This window comes from Porphyromonas sp. COT-108 OH1349 (assembly GCF_000768755.1).
GTDB lineage: Bacteria > Bacteroidota > Bacteroidia > Bacteroidales > Porphyromonadaceae > Porphyromonas_A > Porphyromonas_A canoris.
In genome coordinates, this window is the sequence record NZ_JRAH01000034.1 from 305,837 (window position 1) to 324,554 (window position 18,718).

Annotated in this window: 14 protein-coding genes and 1 pseudogene; 10 read left to right on the forward strand and 5 right to left on the reverse strand. The window is 46.0% G+C overall.

All coding sequences use genetic code 11. The features are described 5' to 3' along the window. Nucleotides 1-289 precede the first annotated feature (289 nt). The 4 genes from hydF to JT26_RS09090 form a co-directional block, all read right to left on the reverse strand. Nucleotides 290-1,480 carry a [FeFe] hydrogenase H-cluster maturation GTPase HydF gene (gene hydF, locus JT26_RS09075; protein ID WP_036849000.1) on the reverse strand — a complete coding sequence of 397 codons (1,191 nt, stop codon included), beginning with the start codon at nucleotides 1,478-1,480 and terminating at the stop codon, nucleotides 290-292. A 30-nt stretch (nucleotides 1,481-1,510) separates the two neighbouring features. Next, the gene (hydG, locus tag JT26_RS09080; protein WP_036849002.1) at nucleotides 1,511-2,932 is read right to left on the reverse strand and encodes a [FeFe] hydrogenase H-cluster radical SAM maturase HydG; all 1,422 of its coding nucleotides are present in this window, start codon (nucleotides 2,930-2,932) and stop codon (nucleotides 1,511-1,513) included. An 86-nt stretch (nucleotides 2,933-3,018) separates the two neighbouring features. Further along, nucleotides 3,019-4,065: a [FeFe] hydrogenase H-cluster radical SAM maturase HydE gene (gene hydE, locus JT26_RS09085; RefSeq protein WP_036849004.1), complete on the reverse strand. Its 1,047-nt coding sequence runs from the start codon at nucleotides 4,063-4,065 to the stop codon at nucleotides 3,019-3,021. Next, complete coding sequence (locus tag JT26_RS09090) at nucleotides 4,049-5,515, reverse strand: monomeric [FeFe] hydrogenase (protein ID WP_036849006.1); 1,467 nt, start codon at nucleotides 5,513-5,515, stop codon at nucleotides 4,049-4,051. The genes hydE and JT26_RS09090 overlap by 17 nt, the downstream gene beginning before the upstream one ends. A gap of 959 nt (nucleotides 5,516-6,474) precedes the next feature. Here JT26_RS09090 and JT26_RS09095 point away from each other — a divergent pair. The 10 genes and pseudogenes from JT26_RS09095 to JT26_RS09135 all read left to right on the forward strand — a co-directional run bounded on the left by JT26_RS09095 (nucleotide 6,475) and on the right by JT26_RS09135 (nucleotide 17,365). Further along, on the forward strand, nucleotides 6,475-9,141 hold the full coding sequence (locus JT26_RS09095; RefSeq protein WP_036849008.1) for a DNA gyrase/topoisomerase IV subunit A: 2,667 nt from the start codon (nucleotides 6,475-6,477) through the stop codon (nucleotides 9,139-9,141). Next, complete coding sequence (locus tag JT26_RS09100; RefSeq protein WP_036792396.1) at nucleotides 9,138-10,094, forward strand: hypothetical protein; 957 nt, start codon at nucleotides 9,138-9,140, stop codon at nucleotides 10,092-10,094. Before JT26_RS09095 ends, JT26_RS09100 begins: the two co-directional genes overlap by 4 nt. Nucleotides 10,095-10,108: 14 nt before the next feature. Continuing rightward, a complete protein-coding gene (locus JT26_RS09105; protein WP_036849010.1) occupies nucleotides 10,109-11,143 on the forward strand; it encodes a S41 family peptidase in 1,035 nt (344 codons plus the stop codon). Continuing rightward, nucleotides 11,131-11,469 carry a metal-sulfur cluster assembly factor gene (locus JT26_RS09110; protein ID WP_369794013.1) on the forward strand — a complete coding sequence of 113 codons (339 nt, stop codon included), beginning with the start codon at nucleotides 11,131-11,133 and terminating at the stop codon, nucleotides 11,467-11,469. Before JT26_RS09105 ends, JT26_RS09110 begins: the two co-directional genes overlap by 13 nt. Beyond that, a complete protein-coding gene (locus JT26_RS09115; RefSeq protein WP_052110495.1) occupies nucleotides 11,469-12,287 on the forward strand; it encodes a UDP-2,3-diacylglucosamine diphosphatase in 819 nt (272 codons plus the stop codon). The genes JT26_RS09110 and JT26_RS09115 overlap by 1 nt, the downstream gene beginning before the upstream one ends. A gap of 20 nt (nucleotides 12,288-12,307) precedes the next feature. Then, nucleotides 12,308-14,362: an excinuclease ABC subunit UvrB gene (gene uvrB / locus JT26_RS09120; protein ID WP_036849011.1), complete on the forward strand. Its 2,055-nt coding sequence runs from the start codon at nucleotides 12,308-12,310 to the stop codon at nucleotides 14,360-14,362. Between the two features lie 63 nt (nucleotides 14,363-14,425). Continuing rightward, a pseudogene (locus JT26_RS09125) lies at nucleotides 14,426-15,577 on the forward strand (stage 0 sporulation family protein); the annotation flags it as partial. A 79-nt stretch (nucleotides 15,578-15,656) separates the two neighbouring features. Further along, the gene (locus tag JT26_RS10500; RefSeq protein WP_160217654.1) at nucleotides 15,657-16,142 is read left to right on the forward strand and encodes a gliding motility lipoprotein GldH; all 486 of its coding nucleotides are present in this window, start codon (nucleotides 15,657-15,659) and stop codon (nucleotides 16,140-16,142) included. A gap of 292 nt (nucleotides 16,143-16,434) precedes the next feature. After that, a complete protein-coding gene (locus JT26_RS10690; RefSeq protein ID WP_152567019.1) occupies nucleotides 16,435-16,614 on the forward strand; it encodes a hypothetical protein in 180 nt (59 codons plus the stop codon). Nucleotides 16,615-16,720: 106 nt separating this feature from the next. Beyond that, complete coding sequence (locus JT26_RS09135) at nucleotides 16,721-17,365, forward strand: HU family DNA-binding protein (RefSeq protein ID WP_235300062.1); 645 nt, start codon at nucleotides 16,721-16,723, stop codon at nucleotides 17,363-17,365. 124 nt (nucleotides 17,366-17,489) lie between these two features. Here the strand turns inward: JT26_RS09135 and JT26_RS09140 are convergent, their stop codons facing one another. Beyond that, nucleotides 17,490-18,713, reverse strand: coding sequence for an anaerobic sulfatase-maturation protein (locus tag JT26_RS09140; protein WP_036849018.1), 1,224 nt, complete (start codon nucleotides 18,711-18,713; stop codon nucleotides 17,490-17,492). Between the last annotated feature and the right edge of the window lie 5 nt (nucleotides 18,714-18,718).

An 18,718-nucleotide genomic window follows, 5' to 3' on the forward strand; every position in this document is an offset into this window, starting at 1 on the left:
TGGGAGTTACTGAGCAAAAGTTCTATTCTTACTTATAAATATAGAATTGGTCGTTAGGAATAAGATGATTTCAGATGGATTGGTCTTTATTTTTTGATTGAATGTTTTTGGATTTATGTCAAGGAGATTTCGAGTCGGTTCCCTATTGGTTTTTGTGCTTTCAGGCGTTGATTTCATTCTTGACATGAGCAACATTTGCCGGAGGGTGAGGCATAAAAAAGAGAAGAACAGAGGTGATCGCTCCATTCTTCTCCTGTTGTTTTTGCCTGAATGTCTTGAGTTTTTTTGCTTAAGGAAGGGCTACTTTGTCGAGAATGCCGGTGAGATAAGCCATCGTGATGCCGTAGTTGGTCATCGGGACGTGCTGTTGTTGTGCCCGCTCGGAGCGGTTCATGACCATCTTTCTGGTGAACATACAGGCGCCGCAGTGGATGATCAGGTCGTATGGCGTGAGGTCTTCGGGGAAGTCTTTGCCGGAGACGATCTCGATTTGTAGCGAAGAGGATATGCGTTTGCGCAGCAGGGCGGGTATTTTTACTCGTCCGATGTCTTCCGTGACCGGTGCATGTGTGCACGCTTCGGCGATGAGGACTTTGGAGTGGGGAGTAAGGCTCGCGATGGCTTGGGCGCCTTGTACGAAGCTGTCGATGTCTCCTTTGTATGCTGCAAAGAGTATCGAAAAGGAGGTGAGCAGGCTTGCTGCCGGCTTGATCTCATATACGTTCTTGAAGGCTTGTGAGTCTGTGATGATCAGCTTGGGCGGATGCTGTAGCGCATCGAGGGCTTGCTTCATGGTGTCGGGTGTGCAGCAGATGGGAAGACAGCCCTTGTCGAGGAGCTCTCGTATGGTCTGCACTTGTGGGAGGATGAGTCTGCCTTTCGGTGCCTGGGCGTCTTGAGGCATTACGAGCAATACTGTGTCGCCTCCCGAAACAAGTGATCCGGTGATGGTTTCGGCAGATTGTGTCCGGGTGTTTGTGCTGCGGAGCGTCTCCAGCAGTGTATCCATGCCGAAGCCGGTGTGTGCACTTACGATGATGGGGGAGAGCCCGGTTTTCTCTTTGAGTGTTGTGCGTAATGCGTCCGGACAAGCGTGTATGTCCGCTTTGTTGAAGACCGGAATGACCGGGATATTCTTCTCCTGAAGCTGTGTTATCCATTCTAACTCGGGAGAAAGCTCTTCGGATGAGAGCACGACAATGGCGATGTCTGCGCTTTGCAGCGTCCGGCGCGTGCGATCTATGCGGAGCTTGCCGAGAGACTCGTTTGTGTCATCGAATCCGGCGGTGTCTATCAGTACGCATGCTCCCAGACCCGGGAGCTCCATCGCCTTACTGACGGGATCTGTTGTTGTGCCCGGAGTGTCGGAAACAAGAGAGACCATCTGTCCCGTAAGAGCATTGATGAGGGAAGACTTGCCACTATTGGTGCGACCGTAGAGTACGATGTGGAGGCGTTCGGAGCGAGGTGTCTGTTCCATGTCTGTGTGCGGAGTGGACGAATACAGGGGTCAGAATCGGAAGTCTCTCTTTCCTTTCTCAATGTCCGAAAGATTGCGAGTGGCTTTGTCTCGTATCTTGAGGTTCGGAATCATCTTAAGACTGTTCAGAATGAGCTTTTCTCCTTTCTTCTTGGTCTCATTCGAAGCGTAGTCTTCAAGGTACTCTTTCAGGGTGATGATGGCGTTGGGACCGCAGCAGTTGGCTATCTGTCCGCTCTTGACAAGAGCCATGAAACGGTCGCCCGTTCGTCCCTCTCTGTAACAAGCCGTGCAGAAGCTCGGTATATATCCAAGGTCTATGAGCCAGGCGGCTATCTCGTCGAGCGTGCGAGTGTCGCTAAGGTCAAACTGTGCCGTATCGTGTGCTTTCTCTTTCTCCTCTGTGTAGCCTCCGACCGTGGTGCGAGAACCTCCGCTGAGCTGTGAGATGCCCACTTCGAGTACACTCTCGCGAGACTTTTGAGACTCTCGCGTGGAGATGATCATGCCGGTGTACGGAACAGCAATACGTATGATCGCCACAATGCGACGGAAGATGTCATCCGAAATAGAGTTGGGGAAGTCTGCCGTGTCAATATCATCCGCAGGACATATTCTCGGTACGCTTATGGTATGAGGACCTACACCGAAAGTTGCTTCCAAGTGTTCTGCGTGCATCAATAGTCCGGTGAAGTCATACTTATATGTATTGAGTCCGAAAAGAACGCCAATACCGACATCGTCTATGCCTCCTTCCATCGCTCTGTCCATGGCTTCGGTGTGATAGACATAGTCGCTCTTCGGCCCCGTCGGATGCAGTGCTTCGTAAGTTTCTCTATGATAAGTCTCCTGGAAAAGGATGTATGTCCCTATTCCTGCTTTGTGCAGCTTCTTGTAGTTTTCTACGGTTGTCGCTGCAATATTGACGTTCACACGCCGTATCGCACCATTTTTGTGCTTGATGCCATATATTGTAGAGATGGACTCCAAAAGATATTCCATGCTGTTGAGAGTGGGGTGTTCTCCCATTTCGAGTGCAAGTCTTTTGTGCCCCATATCCTGCAAAGCAATCACTTCTTTGACTATCTCTTCTTGCGTGAGTTTGCGTCTGTGGATGGTCTTGTTCTTTGCGTGATAAGGACAGTAGGTACACCCATTGATGCAGTAATTGGATAGGTACAGAGGAGCAAACATTACAATTCGGTTGCCATACAACTTCTGCTTGATCTTTTTTGCAATGTCAAACATTCGTTGCTGTATTTCCGGATCTTCGCACTCAAGGAGGATAGCAGCTTCTCTGTGATCTATGCCTTTCCCTTCTGCTGCTTTTACAAGGATCTCTTCAATAATCGTTTTGTTGTCTTTATTTGCTTCGGCAAAAGCGAGAGTATCCAAAATCTCTTCGTGAGAAATAAACTCTTCGGCTTTTCTTGATGTTTTGTTATATGCCATTTTACATATAAGGTTTCAAATATTTCCTGAGGAGAGAACAAAAGTAATATATTTTTTGTTCTTAATACATATAAGTAGGTAGAATCTTAATTCTGATATTCAGGATGATCCCCACGTTCCATGGAGATTTTATACCCAATAGTGTGCAGTTGTGCAGCTAAATCTATAATTCCTTGTGCCGATTCACTTCCGAAAGCAGCCTTGTTATCATACAGCGAATATTCCTTGCGACGTGAAGCCGGAGACAGGTTAGGCATGATGACATTAGCTCCTGCAAGGATCCCTCCAAGGCGTCCTTCTCCGGGAAGTGAAGCCAATGCCGTGGTTGCAGGGATAAGAGCATGGGGCAGCATGAGGCGACATATAGATAAGAGTCGTAGTGTCATATCCACACTGCCGGCCTTTTCTCCGGAAAAGGGAGTGGCATGATGAGGTATGAAAGGTCCTATACCGATCATTTCCGGTTTGAATCGTTCGATAAATCTAATATCTTGAAGCAGATGTTCCACTGTTTGTCCCGGACTTCCTACCATTATTCCTGTTCCTGTCTGATAGCCGATCTCTTTGAGAGACATCAGGCATTGCTGTCTCCGAGAATGGCTCATGGTGGAAGGGTGAAGCGAGGAGTAGTGTGCGGAGTCAAATGTTTCATGTCTCAGCAGATACCGGTTTGCTCCAGCCTTATAGAATTTAAGATATGAGTCGTAAGACTTTTCACCGAGGGAGAGCGTTATGGCGCACTCCGGAAATGTTGTGCGTATATCGCGTACAAGGGACTCTATCCAGGGAGTTGTTTGTCGGGGGTCTTCTCCTCCTTGAAGGACGAAAGTCCTAAAGCCGAGATCGTATCCTTCCCGACAGCATTCCAATACCTCTTCATGAGAAAGGCGGTATCTCGAAACTTCTTTATTGTCTTTGCGAATACCGCAATAGAAGCAGTTGTTATGACAGTAGTTGGTTAGTTCTATCAGTCCTCTCAGATAGATTTTGTTCTGAAAGATTTCGAGAGTAACTTCTCTTGCCTTCTGATGCAGATATTGTATGGTATCTGCATCAGAAGAGGAGAGAAGATATATAAGGTCTCTATCCGATAGTGTATGATCTCTTTTCAGAAGATCAATTATTGTCCGCATACGTCTCCTTTACGTTCGTAAGCTCTTTATTCAGCTGACGACGTCCCGATACAATATCGTTGTATGCGCTTGGCCCGGATATGCAACCACCCTCGCAGGTCATTACTTCTATGAATTGTCCCGGAGCTTTCTTTGTTTTAGCATAGCTGCGGAGCATTGTGATATTCTTCTTATTAAGGTCTGCCACTTCTATGCCATTGACCTTATCGGCATTTTTGCCCAGATACGCTTTTACGGCACCCATTACACCTCCATTCAGTGCAAAGCCATGTGCTTCACGTACAGAGTTAAATGCCATCTTGTAAGCAGGAGCTTGTTGAAGCTCTATGTCCATTCCTTTGAAGATAGCACCCACTTCCTCAAATGTCAGGATCATATCCACCTCTTCGTCTCTGCGTATCTCTTGACGCTTACCGATACAAGGACCCACAAACACGATCTTGGCATTCGGATATTTTTTGCGTGCAATACGTGCGGTGTAGTACATGGGCGAACCGGTGGACGAAACGAATGGCTTCATTTCCGGAATATGTTTGTTCACCAACTCTATATAGGATGGACAGCAAGAAGTAGTCATGAAGGGTTGTCCCTCTTCAAGTTTTTCGAGAAGTTCGTGAGCCTCGTTGCTTGTGGTATCCATTGCTCCTTGAGCCACTTCAATAACATCGGTGAAGCCAATCTGTTTGAATGCTCCGTAAACCTGATCTATGGTTGTCTTGAACTGACCGAGTATGGAGGGAGCGATGATGGCAATGACCTCTTCACCCTTACGGATGCTTTGAAGCACATCAAAGGTCTGGGATATTTCAAAGATAGCACCAAACGGGCAGGCGTTCAGACACTTTCCGCAGTATATACACTTGCTTTCGTCTATATGTTCTACACCATACTCATCTTTTGAAATGGCTTTTACCGGACAAGCTTCTTCGCAAGGAACGGGAATGTAAACGATAGCGTGATAGGGGCAAGACTTATGACATATACCGCAACTCACGCACGTGTCGTGGTTGATTTGTGCCTGTCCGTTTTTTTGAAAGCTGATGGAGTCTTTCGGACAGTTGGTATAGCAGCTTCGAGCCACGCATCCCCGACAGAGGTTAGAGACTTCATAGTTGATCTGTACACAGGATGTACACGCTTCGTCTATGACACACATCAGGTTCTCTTTGTTTGGAGCTTCACGCTCAAGAGCCTTCTTTGCGTACTTGGAAAGCATATCCACTTCGCTCTCTTCATCCGTCATATCGAAGCCGAGCAGTGGAAAACATTTGTATTTCCACACTGCGCGCTCTTTATGAGGGCAACACCTTCCAAGTACTTTCGACCTTCGAGGGGAAAATTCAATAGGAAGGTAGTCTATTTTTTCTACGAGCTGTCCCTCTTTCCATAGCTTGACAAGAGTTGCCAGAAGCTTATGTCGGACAATCATTACATTGTTGGTGTAGGCCATACTATAGAGATGTTGTAATAGAGATATATATAAATAATCTGCTTTTGCGCCACAAAGATAAGCCCAAAAGTGATATGACACAACTATTTCGTAACTCTTTTTAGAACTAAAAGCTATAATTCCATTTTATATAGCTTAAATCTGATAAGAGAGTGGCCGGATTTATCTCTTTTTTGGAGGGAGCTTTTATATAAAAATGGAGGGCTCTATCCTCCGGGACAAAGGGGACGTTTTTTGAAGATTTTACTCTCCAATTCTTGTTTTTAATGTTTATTTGTCTGTATATCAATAGGATATGAAATATCCCGAATTTCGGAACTTTTCTCCTCTTGATCGGTTTTATGCCCCATTTTCGAGTTAATAGAGGTGAAATTTAAGAGGTCTAATTGTGATGAATTCTTAATAAAGAAATTGTGCCAAAAAGCCCATTTTTCGGGTAGAAACAGGTAAGTTGTTGGATATTAGCGCAATGACTGAAATTTCTAAACACGTTAATTGAATCCGGTAAACGTGTTTAATGAAATCAGTAAACGTGTTCATTGAAAAATTAAACACGTTAAGCCGACAAAATATGCTCGTTTAGCATTTTGGCTTAACGAGTATCGGAAATTGTGTTAATGAAACGGAGCGGATTTAACAATTCGGTCGTGCTCTGAAAACGACCCTTCCGATCAAAATAGAGAGAGCGAAAAAAGTGAGCATTTTTCGGGATGGAATATATAAAAATGACGTTTGTAAAAGCTCTTATTTTGCTCCAAAAAGAAGATTAAAAAAATCATCTCTCAAGAGTGTAATTTTGGTTTTTTGTATATGTCTTTGATCTTTGTTTTAGTGATCAAGTTTTCTTTGCCGTAGTATGGTAAAAAATGCACCTCTTGTATCCTGTCCGGAAAGCGATAAATAGAAAGAGGAAAAAGTTGTATCTTTGCTTAAATTGTACCGATACATCATGAGAGTATATGAGTAGTATAGAAATAGAAGAATATACAGAGCATCCGGATGAGCCGCAGCGAGTCTCTTCATCGGGATCAACCTATGTCCTTACCGGGATGTATAAGTCGTGGTTTGTCAACTACGCTTCTTATGTCATACTGGAACGAGCCGTGCCTCACATTGCGGATGGCTTAAAGCCTGTTCAGCGTCGTATTCTTTATACGATGTCTCAGATGGATGATAGACTCATAAAGGTGGCAAACATCGTGGGATTCTCTATGCAGCTTCACCCGCATGGTGATGCAAGTATATCGGATGCCCTGGTACAGCTCGGTCAGAAAGATATTCTTATCCAGTGTCAAGGTAACTGGGGGAATATTCTTACAGGGGATGGTGCTGCCGCAGCACGTTATATAGAGGCTCGTCTGACTCCGTTTGCAAAAGAGGTGCTATTCAGTCCGAAAATAACGGAATACCGTCCATCCTATGATGGAGCCAATAAAGAGCCGGTACGTCTGCCTGTGAAGTTTCCTCTCTTATTGGCACAAGGCGTGGAGGGTATAGCAGTCGGTCTCTCATCCAAGATACTGCCACACAATGTTTCGGAAATACTTCAGGCTTGTGTCTCTCACCTGAAAGGGGAGACTTTCAGGCTGTATCCGGACTTTCAGACCGGCGGACACATAGATGTCTCAAAGTATAACGACGGCGAACGAGGGGGCAACGTAAAAGTGCGTGCCAATATCATAAAGAAAGACTCTAAGACTCTTGTCATAGACGAACTGCCGTTCGGAAAGACCACTTCTTCACTTATAGACTCCATACTTAAAGCCAACGAAAGAGGTAAGATCCGGATACGAAAGGTGGATGATAAGACCTCCGAAAAGGCCAATATAGAGATTCAGCTGGCTCCCGGAACATCGAGCGATAAGACAATAGATGCCCTTTACGCATTTACAGACTGTGAGATAAGCATCTCTCCAAACTGCTGTGTGATAAAGGATGATAAGCCCGTCTTTGTCTCCGTATCGGATGTTTTGAAGGATAATGTGGAGCGTACCAAAAATCATCTTCATGCCGAACTTCAAGTAGAATACGATGAGCTGAGAGAGAAGCATCTTTTTGCATACTTGGAGCAGCTGTTCATCAAGAAGAGGGTGTACAAGGATAAGAAGTTTGAAGAGGCTAAAAGCACCGAAGAGGCTGTGGCTTACATCCGAACCGCATTGGCTAAAGAGCTTAAAGATCTCGTACGTCCCGTGACGGATGAAGACCTTAGGAGACTGCTGGAAATCCGTATGGCAAGGATTCTGCGCTTCAATGAAGAGAAGAATCAAATACTGCTGGAGTCTCTTTTGAAAGAGATGGAGCTGGCTCAGTACAGGATGGATCACATTGTGGAACATACGATAGAGTGGTACTCTTCCTTGTTGGAGAAGTATGGTGCCAAATATCCGCGTCGTACCAAAGTGCGTAGCTTTGATACCATAGAGGCATCCAAAGTGGTAGAGAAGAATGAGAAGCTCTATGTCAACAGGCAAGAGGGCTTTATCGGAACCGCTTTGAAGAAAGATGAGTTCGTTTGTAACATTTCGGATATAGACGATATCATAGTCTTCTTTAAGGATGCAAGGTATATCATCACCAAGGTTGCGGAAAAGGCTTTTGTAGGGAAAGATATTATCCACGTAGCCCGTTTTGTGAAGAATGATAAGCGGACGGTCTACAACACTATCCATAGAGAGGGAAAGCATGGACACTATTTCATCAAACGTTTCAGTGTAACCTCTTTTATGAGAGACAGGGACTATCCCGTGGGATATGGAGGAGAAGGATCCAAGTTTGTCTACTTCTCCGCCAATCCTAATGGCGAAGCCGAGACGGTAAGAGTAGTACTTAAGCCGAAGCCCAATCAGCGTCAGCTGGTATTTGAGAAAGACTTTTCTTCTATCCGGATTATGGGACGCTCATCGAGAGGATACCTGCTTACAAAAGGGGATGTACACAAGATCGTATTGAAGCAAAAGGGTGTATCCACTCTTGGAGGCAGAATGGTCTGGTTCGATCATGATGTCAATAGAATCAACTATGACGAACGAGGAGCTTTCTTGGGTGAGTTTTTCCCTGAAGACAAGATATTGGTCATCCGTCAGAATGGGGAGACATACACGACTTCATTTAGCGATACAAATCACTTTGAGAACGATATATTCATTATAGAAAAGTATGATCCGAACAAGGTTTGGACGTTGATCTATTTCGATTCGGAGCAAGGATACACCTATATTAAACGCTTCCAAGTGGAAGATTCTGCAAAAAGAGAAAACATCTTGGGCGATGGCTGTGAGATGATAACCCTTTCCGATGAACCTTATCCTCTGTTTGAAGTCTCTTTCAAAGGAAAAGATCAGCACCGCCTTCCGATAGTCATAGATGTGGAGGAGTATATTGCTGTGAAAGGTATCAGAGCTAAAGGTAAGCGTTTGAGTACCTTTGAAGTGGGAGATATAGAAGAGAAGGAGGGAAGAAAAGTAGAGGTCGCAACTGAAGACGAAGAGGTTTTGAGCTTGGAAGATTCGCCATCGGATGACAATGAAGAGTTTATGGAGACCAATCGTCTTCTTGGAGAGGCTACCGGGATGAAGAGTATTCCTTTTGGTAATGAAACGGAAGAGATGGAGGTGGAAGAATGAAAAAGTTTGTGCAAATCCATATCATCGGATTGCTTTGCTGTTTGGCTTTTCCGGCTATGGCTCAGAAAGACTCCGTTCAGACATCAACACCCAAGAAGAGTGCCTTTTCAGAAGTGATGAATAGGGCTTTACATAGGATCTATGTGGGAGAGCCTTTCTCGGAGTTTGATCCTCTTCCCACAACTCACAGTAGGCGATTCCTCACAATCGGAATAGGGCAGGCATTGGATGATTATCTTTCTCCCATTCCTCACGACGGCATATTCTTTAAGCTGAAAAGAGAGGGATACAAGAGAGAGAGGCAGGATTGGTTGCATATCGGATCTTGGCAATCTCTGATGGATATTCATGCGGCTCTCTATCGCAATCCCGTAAATGGTTCGGGTATGCAGTTTTTGCAGTTTGATGGAGCATTCGGACCGGCATGGAATCTTTTGGAAAAGAAGTGGCTGAAATGGGATTTGGCTCTAATGGGAAATCTTGTTTTGGGTTCTACCATAAAGTCAGCCAATACCAACAATGTATTCAACCTAAAACTCTCTGCCGGTTTAGACTTAGCTACAGGAGTGCTTTTCCCCATAAAGATAAAGGAGTACAAAATGTTTCTCCATTACAGGGCACAACTCTCTGCGCTTCATCTAACTTTTCATCCGGGTTATGGGCAGCCTTATTATGACTATATTGGAGGAGAGAATGGTGCACCACTCAAGTTTTATCTCACTCAACCATGGAACAGATTGAGGGTAAAGCAGATGATTACGGCAGACATTCCGTTTGCTCACTCTACTCTGATATTGGGATTTGAACATGGATATACCAATATGAGGCTGAATAACAGAAAGTTCAGAGAACTTTATTTTGGCTTGGTTTTGGGATATTCTTTCGACTATTTTAAGTTGAGCGGATCGCGCAGTATCAGAACTGATCGGATAGATAAAAGCTTTCACTTCTAAAAATACAGGAAATCATGAAGAGGTTTGGTGGTATAGCCATTGCAATATTGCTGTTTTTCCTCCCTTCTTGCAAGAAGATTGAGGTGGAAAATTCGGGGAACCAGCAGGAAAACTTTGAGGCTCTTTGGAATATCTTGAATGATAATTACTGCTATTTTGAAGAGAAGAATATAGACTGGGATGCCATAAAAATCGAGTATCAGAGCCGTTTGAATGCAAAAAAACTGACTACTCTTCAGTTTTTTGATCTGCTTTCGGACATGATAAGAGAGCTGAAAGATGGGCATTGTAATCTGATCTCATTTTTTGATCGTGGAAACTATACGTGGACTAATCCCAATGGAGAGGAATCGTTAGATCCTGCTTTAAGAAAAATCTATCTGGGAGATAAGTACAGAGTATCTCACGGAATGATTTATACAAAAATAAAGTCATCATTAGCTATTGACGATGGCAATAAAGATATAGGATATATCATCTATCCAAGTTTTATGAACTCACTCGGAGAGATGCAGTTTCTTTCCATTTACTTTAGTGATTGTAAGGGCGTCATAATAGATCTCCGAGGAAACGGAGGAGGTTTGGTGACCAATTCAGATATGCTTCTCTCTTATTTTCTCTCTCAGAAAAGATTGGTTGGGTACACGAAGTACAAGAAAAGCAACAAGAGGGGAGATTATTCCGATCCTCGCCCTCAATATGTCTCTCCTTACGGACATAATGCTTTCTGGACGGATATTCCCATTGTTGTACTTCAAGATGCAGGCAGTTATAGCGCAACGAATGACTTTCTGTACAAAGCCGTCTATGAGGAGAATATTACGACAGTGGGACTTAGATCCGGAGGAGGTGCAGGTCTGCCTGCAATGGCAGAATTGCCCAACGGATGGCGAGTGAGATATTCTACTGCTGCCGGACTGGACAGAAAGTTTCTCTCCCATGAACAGGGAATAGAACCGGAAGTGCGAATGTCTCTCAGTGGAGCTAAGGATAGAGATGATATTATAGAGAAAGGTATTGAGATAATCTACTCAAAATGGAATTTATGAGCAATAATGATAACAACCCACTGCTAATGCAAGAAGAAGAGATCGTACGTATGCTTAAAACAGTATATGATCCGGAGATTCCGGTGAATGTGTATGATCTTGGATTGATATACGATATAGATATACAGGATAACGGACATGTAGTGGTTACGATGACGCTAACCGCTCCCAACTGTCCCGCTGCGGACTTCATCATGGAAGATGTCAAGATGAAGGTGGAGAGCGTTAAAGGAATTAACGAGGTTACTATAAATCTGACCTTTGAACCGGAATGGTCTAAGGAGATGATGAGTGAAGAGGCTCTGTTGGAGCTTGGATTTTTATAATGACAGACTCAGGTATCACATCATACAGCATACCATCCGGGAAAGCGGTATATTTCTTTTCGGATGTCCACTTGGGATCACCTTTTCATAAAGATCCCGTAGCATTGGAACGCGATCTGGTTCAGTGGTTAAGATCTATTGAGCAGGATGCTTGTATGCTTGTGATGCTGGGAGATATTTTTGATTACTGGTTTGAGTATAGAGACGTTGTACCAAGAGGGTTTACTCGTTTCTTGGGACAGATTGCACGAATGTCTGATCTCGGCATAGAGATTCACTTTTTTACGGGGAATCATGATATTTGGAGTTTTGGGTATCTGGAGCAGGAACTTGGAGTGAAACTCCATACAAGTAGCTGGGAATGTCTGATAGAAGGAAAAAGATTCCTTATGGCTCATGGCGATGAGTATGATTACAGATCCAAAGGCTTCAGAGTGATCAGATCTATATTCCACAATAGGTTTTGTCAAAAGCTTTATGCTTCTATTCATCCCAGATGGACTGTCGGTTTGGCTCACTCATGGTCCAATTATAGCAGAAGAAAAGGAGTAGAAAAAAGATATGGAGACGATGTAGACTTTGTGGATGAGCAAAATAACTATCTCATATCTTGGACTAAAAAATATCTGACCGAAGTAAAAGAAAGTGATCAAAAGCCCGATTTCTTTATTTTTGGACATCTTCACATGCTTGTGGATCTGATGCTTCCTGAACAAAAAAGAGTCGTTATATTGGGGGATTGGATTAAGTTCCACTCGTATGCCAAATGGGATGGTAAACACTTCTCTTTGAATATCTATGAAGAGGACGAGAAATAAATGATACAAGGAGTAGAGAAATGAGTGTGTTTCAACTGAATTCTAAATTTAAGCCAACAGGAGATCAGCCCGAAGCCATAAAGGCTTTGGTTGATGGTCTTAACAGTGGAAGATCCCGGTATCAGACACTATTGGGGGTAACAGGTTCAGGGAAAACATTTACCATCGCAAACGTCATAGAGAAGATAGGCAAACCCACGATTATCCTGAGCCACAATAAGACATTGGCAGCGCAGTTGTATGGTGAGTTCAAGTCTTTTTTCCCGGATAATGCCGTCGAGTATTTTGTGTCGTACTATGACTATTATCAGCCGGAGTCTTATCTTCCTGCATCTGATCTTTACATAGAAAAAGACCTGGCTATAAATGCCGAACTTGACAAGTTGAGACTCCGAACGACAATGTCTCTCATGAGCGGACGACAGGATATTATCATCGTCTCCTCTGTGTCTTGCATCTATGGTATGGGAAATCCAAGTGCCTATATCGAGAAACGTATAGAGATAAAACAAGGAAGCCGTATAGATAGAGAATCTCTTCTTAGATCATTGGTAGATGCCTATTATATCCACAATAAAGCAGAGTTTTTACCCGGTAACTTTAGAGCAAAGGGAGATACCATAGATATTTTTCCGGCAGAAGAAAACTATGATGGTATCGCTTACAGAATAGAGTTGTGGGGAGACGAGGTGGACAGAATCACTCGATTTAGACCTCTTACAGGTAAGGAGTTGGGGGGACTTCCTTCACTATCTCTTTATCCTGCCACTCTTTTTGTAACATCTTCGGAACTTCTTTCTCAAGCAATAAAGCAGATCCAAAAAGATCTGGAGATTCAGGTCAATCTCTTTGAGCGAGAAGGGAAGCTATTGGAAGCCAAGCGTCTCAATGAGAGAGTATCGTATGACATCGAGATGATGAAAGAAGTAGGATACTGTTCCGGTATAGAGAACTATTCAAGATACTTTGACGGGCGAGCGCCGGGAGAGAAACCCTACTGTTTGTTCGACTATTTCCCCTCTGATTTTCTACTTGTGATAGACGAAAGCCACGTAACCATACCTCAGGTCAAAGCCATGTACGGAGGGGATCGCGCAAGAAAAACAAACTTGGTGGAGTATGGTTTCAGACTGCCTGCCGCCATAGATAACAGACCGCTGAAGTTTGAAGAGTTTGAAGAGATCATCGGAGATACGATTTTTGTCTCGGCAACTCCGGCAGATTACGAGCTTGAAAAAAGCGGAGGCGTTGTCGTGGAGCAAGTGATCCGACCCACCGGTCTTCCTGATCCTGTTATAGAAATACATCCGACGCTCAATCAGATAGACCATCTCATGGAAGAAGTGAGAAAAAGAGTGGAAGCGGACGAACGTGTCCTCATAACAACGCTCACGAAGAAGATGGCAGAAGAGCTTTCCGAGTATCTCTCCCAAGCAGGTATAAAGTGTGAATATATACATAGCGATGTGGATACGTTGAGAAGGGTTGAGATAATGGAAGGCTTGAGGTCGGGAGAGTTTGACGTCCTTGTCGGCGTCAATCTGTTAAGAGAGGGGCTGGATCTTCCTGAGGTTTCTCTTGTGGCTATTTTGGATGCCGACAAAGAAGGCTTCCTGCGTTCTCATCGCTCTCTTACCCAGACGGCAGGGCGTGCGGCTCGCAACCTGAATGGCAGGGTGATATTCTACGCCGATACTATTACTGCAAGTATGGCACTCACCATAGAGGAGACTCAGCGTCGTCGAAACAAACAACTTGAATACAACAAAAAGCATGGCATCACTCCCAAGCAGATCGTGAAGAACTCTGCCTCCATATTGGATCTCACGGGAGCGCCTACCGGGAAGAAAGCAGACTCAAAGGCGGCAAGCTACTCATTCAAAGCAACGGACACCGCGATGGTTGCAGAGCAAGCCGAGAGTGCGTATGTCTCGGCACAACAGCTGTCCGAAAAGATCAGCGCTGCCAAGAGTGCCATGGAGAAAGCAGCCAAAGCGTTGGATTTTATCTCTGCCGCTCAGTGGAGAGACGAGTATTTTCGTCTGTCCGCTCTGCAGGAGAATCAAAAAGGATAGAGACCCGCATGGCAGCCTCTTTTCAATAATTACTTATATTAGTGCAACAACAAACAGACAGTTATGGTTACAGATAACGACACACATATAGATACGGAACAATCGCCACAGAAGAGATGTTGTCCCTGTCGTAAGAGAAAAAGGGGAGCGACGCCTATCATAAAGCTGAACTCTTACGACTATTTCTCTCATCTTCCGAAAGGGGCGAATGAGTACGAGTTCACCGAAGTCCAGTTCAAGAACACTCGCAAGGGATACTATACCAATCCGTTGGGATTGGAGCTGCATCAGGGCGACATGGTTGCCGTGGAGTCTTCTCCCGGTCACGACATAGGCATGGTAACACTGACGGGGAAGCTCGTGGCTTTGCAGATGAAAAAGATCCGCTATCGCCATCCCGGCGGAGAGATTCGTCAGATATATCGTTTGGCAAAGGAGTCGGACATGGAGAAGTATCATCAGACAAAAGCCCTGGAGCACAGCACCATGATTCGCTCCAGGGAGATTGCCAAAGATCTCGGACTCGATATGAAGATCGGAGACGTCGAGTATCAGGCGGACGGGCTGAAAGCAATCTTTTACTACATCTCCGATGATCGGGTGGACTTTCGGACGCTGATAAAGAAGCTTGCCGAAGAGTTTCACATCCGCATAGAGATGAAGCAGATCGGGGCGAGACAGGAAGCCGGTCGCATCGGAGGCATTGGTCCGTGCGGTCGGGAGCTTTGCTGTTCGCAGTGGATGCCGTCGTTTCTTTCCGTAGGCACCAATGCAGCCCGCATTCAAGACCTTTCGATGAATCCTTTGAAGCTTGCGGGGCAGTGCGGCAAGCTTAAATGCTGCATCAACTTCGAGACCGACATCTACGCCGAAGCACAGAAGAAGATGCCGTCGAGGGAAGTACGTCTGCGCACTCAGCTCGGTATGTACAAATACTTCAAGGCGGACATTTTGGCAAAAAACATCACATACGCCATTGACAACCGCAACGAGAGACAGGAGGGACCGGCTTACGTAACCATCTCTGCGGACAGAGCATTCCGCGTGATCCGCATGAACAAAGAGGGTGAGATACCGTTCTCTCCGGAGCACGACGCCAAGAAAGGCAAAGAAGAGAAGCCCTCCAAAGACATTCTCAACGAGAGCATTTCCCGGTTCGATGCAGGAGAAGGCGGTGCGGGAGAGAAGAAGAGACGCAGCAGATCCAAGTCCTCCTCACGCAGACGCAAAGAAGCAAAAGCGGACAGAGTGGCAGACTGATCCTCACCCCCTCTCTCACACCCCCGGCGGAGACATGAAAAGAACATTCTGCATCCTTTCCCTGCTGCTTCTGGCAGCATCATCGGTACTTGTTTCATGCCGGAGCGGGTACCACTACGCGCTCTTCCACGAGATCCCCGAAGAGGGATGGCGTTCCAAGAAAGAGCTCTTCTACTCGTTCAGCATCGAAGACACCACGCAGCTGTACGACATCCATATCGACATCAGATACACCGAAAGATACCCGTACAACAACCTCGTGCTGGGCATCATTTCCGAGACCAACACTCGTCGGTATCAGACCGAGACCGTGGAGGTCCGCTTTCGGGAAGCAGACACCCGGATCTCCAAAGGCGGTTATCACTTCCACCTCACGAGCACGCCTGTTTATCTGAAGAAATCTTTCGCCACACCGGGTGTTCACACCATTTCGCTCCAGCACCTGATGGCCGACACTCTCCTTGTCGGGCTCGAAGAGATCGGTCTGCGAATCGTAAAGAGCGACACCTCCGGCACCTGACCCCGACCGCCCTCTCTCCTGAACAGCTCTCCGCTCATCGCAGCTGCCAAGCAGCACTACACGAAAAGCACCGAAGGTTTTATCCGAAACCTTTGGTGCTTTTTCATTGAACTTCCGCCGCATCGTTCGGCAAGAAGGGGACGGTTGCCCGGAAAGTTGATGGAGGGTGGAAAAAAATTTTCTTGAGCAAGGAAAAAAATTTTCATGGATAAGGAAAAAAAGTTTCATGGGTAAGGAAAAAAAGTTTCATGGGCAAGGAAAAAAAGTTTCTTGAGCAAGGAAAAAAATTTTCATGGGTAAGGAAAAAAAGTTTTATGGGCATAGGAAAAAAGTTTCATTGGTAAGGAAAAAAAGTTTCATGGGCAAGAAAAAAAATTTTCATGGGCAAGGAAAAAAAGTTTCATGGGCAAGGAAAAAAAGTTTCATGGGCAAGGAAAAAAAGTTTCATGGGCAAGGAAAAAAAGTTTCTTGAGCAAGAAAAAAAAGTTTCGCAGGTAAGGAAAAAAAGTTTCATGGGCAAGGAAAAAAAGTTTCATGGGTAAGGAAAAAAAGTTTCGTAGGCAAGGAAAAAAAGTTGCTTGGCCAAAGAAAAAAAATTGTGTGGCCAAGAAAAAAAATTTTTGTGGCCAAGAAAAAAAATTTTTGTGGCCAAGAAAAAAAATTTTCTTGGCCAAGAAATTTTTGCTAAATTCGCAAGTAATATAATTTATTGTTTAACAACTAATTACGTTATCATGATAAAAGTAAAAGCAGTCGAGCGAAAAGTCGGCTTCAACAAGGAAGGAAAAACCCTTTGGTACCCTGCCATTCACCTGCACTCGAACGTAGATTTCGAGGAGTTTATCGAACTCGTTTCTGACGAAACCACCATCTCATCCGCAGACATCAAGGCGGTGTTCGACCGCGCTTCAAAGGTACTCATCCGCCTGCTCAAGGACGGAAAAAGCGTGGATTGCGGCGATATGGGAACATTCCGCCCCAGCATCACGGTAAGAACAGGTGCGGGCGTCGAAACCGCCGATAAGGTGGATGCCACTCTCGTGGGCAAGGCAAAAGTGATCTATACGCCCCGCATCAAGGTCAGAACCGCACTGAAAGATGTACGCATCGAGCGTGCAGAGTCCGCTCTGGACGTTGCATACAAGTCTGCCGGCAAGAAGCCGGGCGGCAGCGAGGGCGGCGGCTCTTCTTCCGGCGGTAGTGGAGGAGAAGGCGGCTTCTGATCCGGACGGATACCGGCACATCGCGAAACAACCCGAAGCAGCCGGGTAAAAAAATCTCTCCCTCATCAGACCCGGTCTGATGGGGGAGAGTCTTTTTTGTTCCGAACCGAAGCACAAAGCCCTCTCACGGCTGCTCTTCTTCTCCAAGCCGGTGCATGATGAGAGAGGGAGGCAGGCGGCGGCGAAGCAGCTCTTTCATCCGGTCCATGTAAGGTGCGGCATGGTGGAAGAATGCATGGTAGCCGGAGCAGAGATAGTTGAGCCCCGGCTCTCCGTCCGCCGTGAAAGCGAAACGATTCTTGGGGCACTCGCCGTTGCAGGCGAAGAGATACGTGCACGACAGACACTGCTCCGGCAGCGAAGCACGCTTGCTCTCGCCAAAGGCTCGCTGCCGCTGCCCGTAAACCATCTCGACCAGAGGCGTGGTGCGGATGTTGCCAAGCAGGTAGTGAGGGAAGACGAAGTGGTCGCACGAGTAGACGTCGCCGTTCTGTTCGAGTGCCAAGGCGTTGCCGCATCTCTCGGCAAAGATGCAGACCCCCGGCGAGACACCGACCCAGTTGGCCAGCGTGGCATCGAAAATCTGAACGAAAATCTCTCCCACATCGTTCCGCACCCATTCATCAAATATCGCTATCAGAAAACGACCCCACTGCGCAGGCGAAACCGAATAGGGCGCCACCCTGACATGGTCGAACGTCTCGGAGGGAGGGGAGAGCGCCTCGTCCGAATAGTAGATGCGCTCCACGGCAGGAGAAAACTGAATGTACCGGCAGCCCAACGACTTGAAGAAGCGGTAAAACTCCAACGGGCGGTCGGCATTGAAGTCGTTCACAACGGCAAGAACATTGAACGCGACATCGAACCGCTTCAGAAGCTCTATACCCCGAACCACGTCCGAGTGCGTGCCTATCCCTTTAGGGTCTTTCCTGTATCTGTCGTGCTGCTCCGGTGTGCCGTCGATGGAGATACCTATCAGGAAGTCGTTCTCCTTGAAGAAGCGACACCACTCCTCCGTGAGCAGAGTGCCGTTCGTCTGCAAAGAGTTGTCTATGTTTTTCCCCCTGCCGTACTTCTTTTGCAGCGCGAGTGCCTTCTCGTAAAAAGAGATGGGGCGGAGCAGCGTCTCTCCGCCGTGCCAGGTGAAGAGAACGTCGGGCGAAGTCTGAGAGCCGATGTACTCCTTCACGAAAAGCTCCAGCATCTCATCGCTCATCGTCTTGCACGGCTCGCCGGCATACAGACGCGACTTCTCCAGATAGTAGCAGTACTCGCACCGCAGGTTGCACGCGGCTCCCACGGGTTTTACGGAGATATAATAGGGATGCGAAAAGGGGGAGAAAGACATAAGCT

What these genes read in the sequence shown, in the direction of transcription:
- hydF (WP_036849000.1), bottom strand. Translation starts at nt 1,480, where the DNA reads ATGGAACAGACACCTCGCTCCGAACGCCTCCACATCGTACTCTACGGT.
- hydG (WP_036849002.1), bottom strand. Translation starts at nt 2,932, where the DNA reads ATGGCATATAACAAAACATCAAGAAAAGCCGAAGAGTTTATTTCTCAC.
- hydE (WP_036849004.1), bottom strand. Translation starts at nt 4,065, where the DNA reads ATGCGGACAATAATTGATCTTCTGAAAAGAGATCATACACTATCGGAT.
- JT26_RS09090 (WP_036849006.1), bottom strand. Translation starts at nt 5,515, where the DNA reads ATGGCCTACACCAACAATGTAATGATTGTCCGACATAAGCTTCTGGCA.
- JT26_RS09095 (WP_036849008.1), top strand. Translation starts at nt 6,475, where the DNA reads ATGAGTAGTATAGAAATAGAAGAATATACAGAGCATCCGGATGAGCCG.
- JT26_RS09100 (WP_036792396.1), top strand. Translation starts at nt 9,138, where the DNA reads ATGAAAAAGTTTGTGCAAATCCATATCATCGGATTGCTTTGCTGTTTG.
- JT26_RS09105 (WP_036849010.1), top strand. Translation starts at nt 10,109, where the DNA reads ATGAAGAGGTTTGGTGGTATAGCCATTGCAATATTGCTGTTTTTCCTC.
- JT26_RS09110 (WP_369794013.1), top strand. Translation starts at nt 11,131, where the DNA reads ATGGAATTTATGAGCAATAATGATAACAACCCACTGCTAATGCAAGAA.
- JT26_RS09115 (WP_052110495.1), top strand. Translation starts at nt 11,469, where the DNA reads ATGACAGACTCAGGTATCACATCATACAGCATACCATCCGGGAAAGCG.
- uvrB (WP_036849011.1), top strand. Translation starts at nt 12,308, where the DNA reads ATGAGTGTGTTTCAACTGAATTCTAAATTTAAGCCAACAGGAGATCAG.
- JT26_RS10500 (WP_160217654.1), top strand. Translation starts at nt 15,657, where the DNA reads ATGAAAAGAACATTCTGCATCCTTTCCCTGCTGCTTCTGGCAGCATCA.
- JT26_RS10690 (WP_152567019.1), top strand. Translation starts at nt 16,435, where the DNA reads ATGGGTAAGGAAAAAAAGTTTTATGGGCATAGGAAAAAAGTTTCATTG.
- JT26_RS09140 (WP_036849018.1), bottom strand. Translation starts at nt 18,713, where the DNA reads ATGTCTTTCTCCCCCTTTTCGCATCCCTATTATATCTCCGTAAAACCC.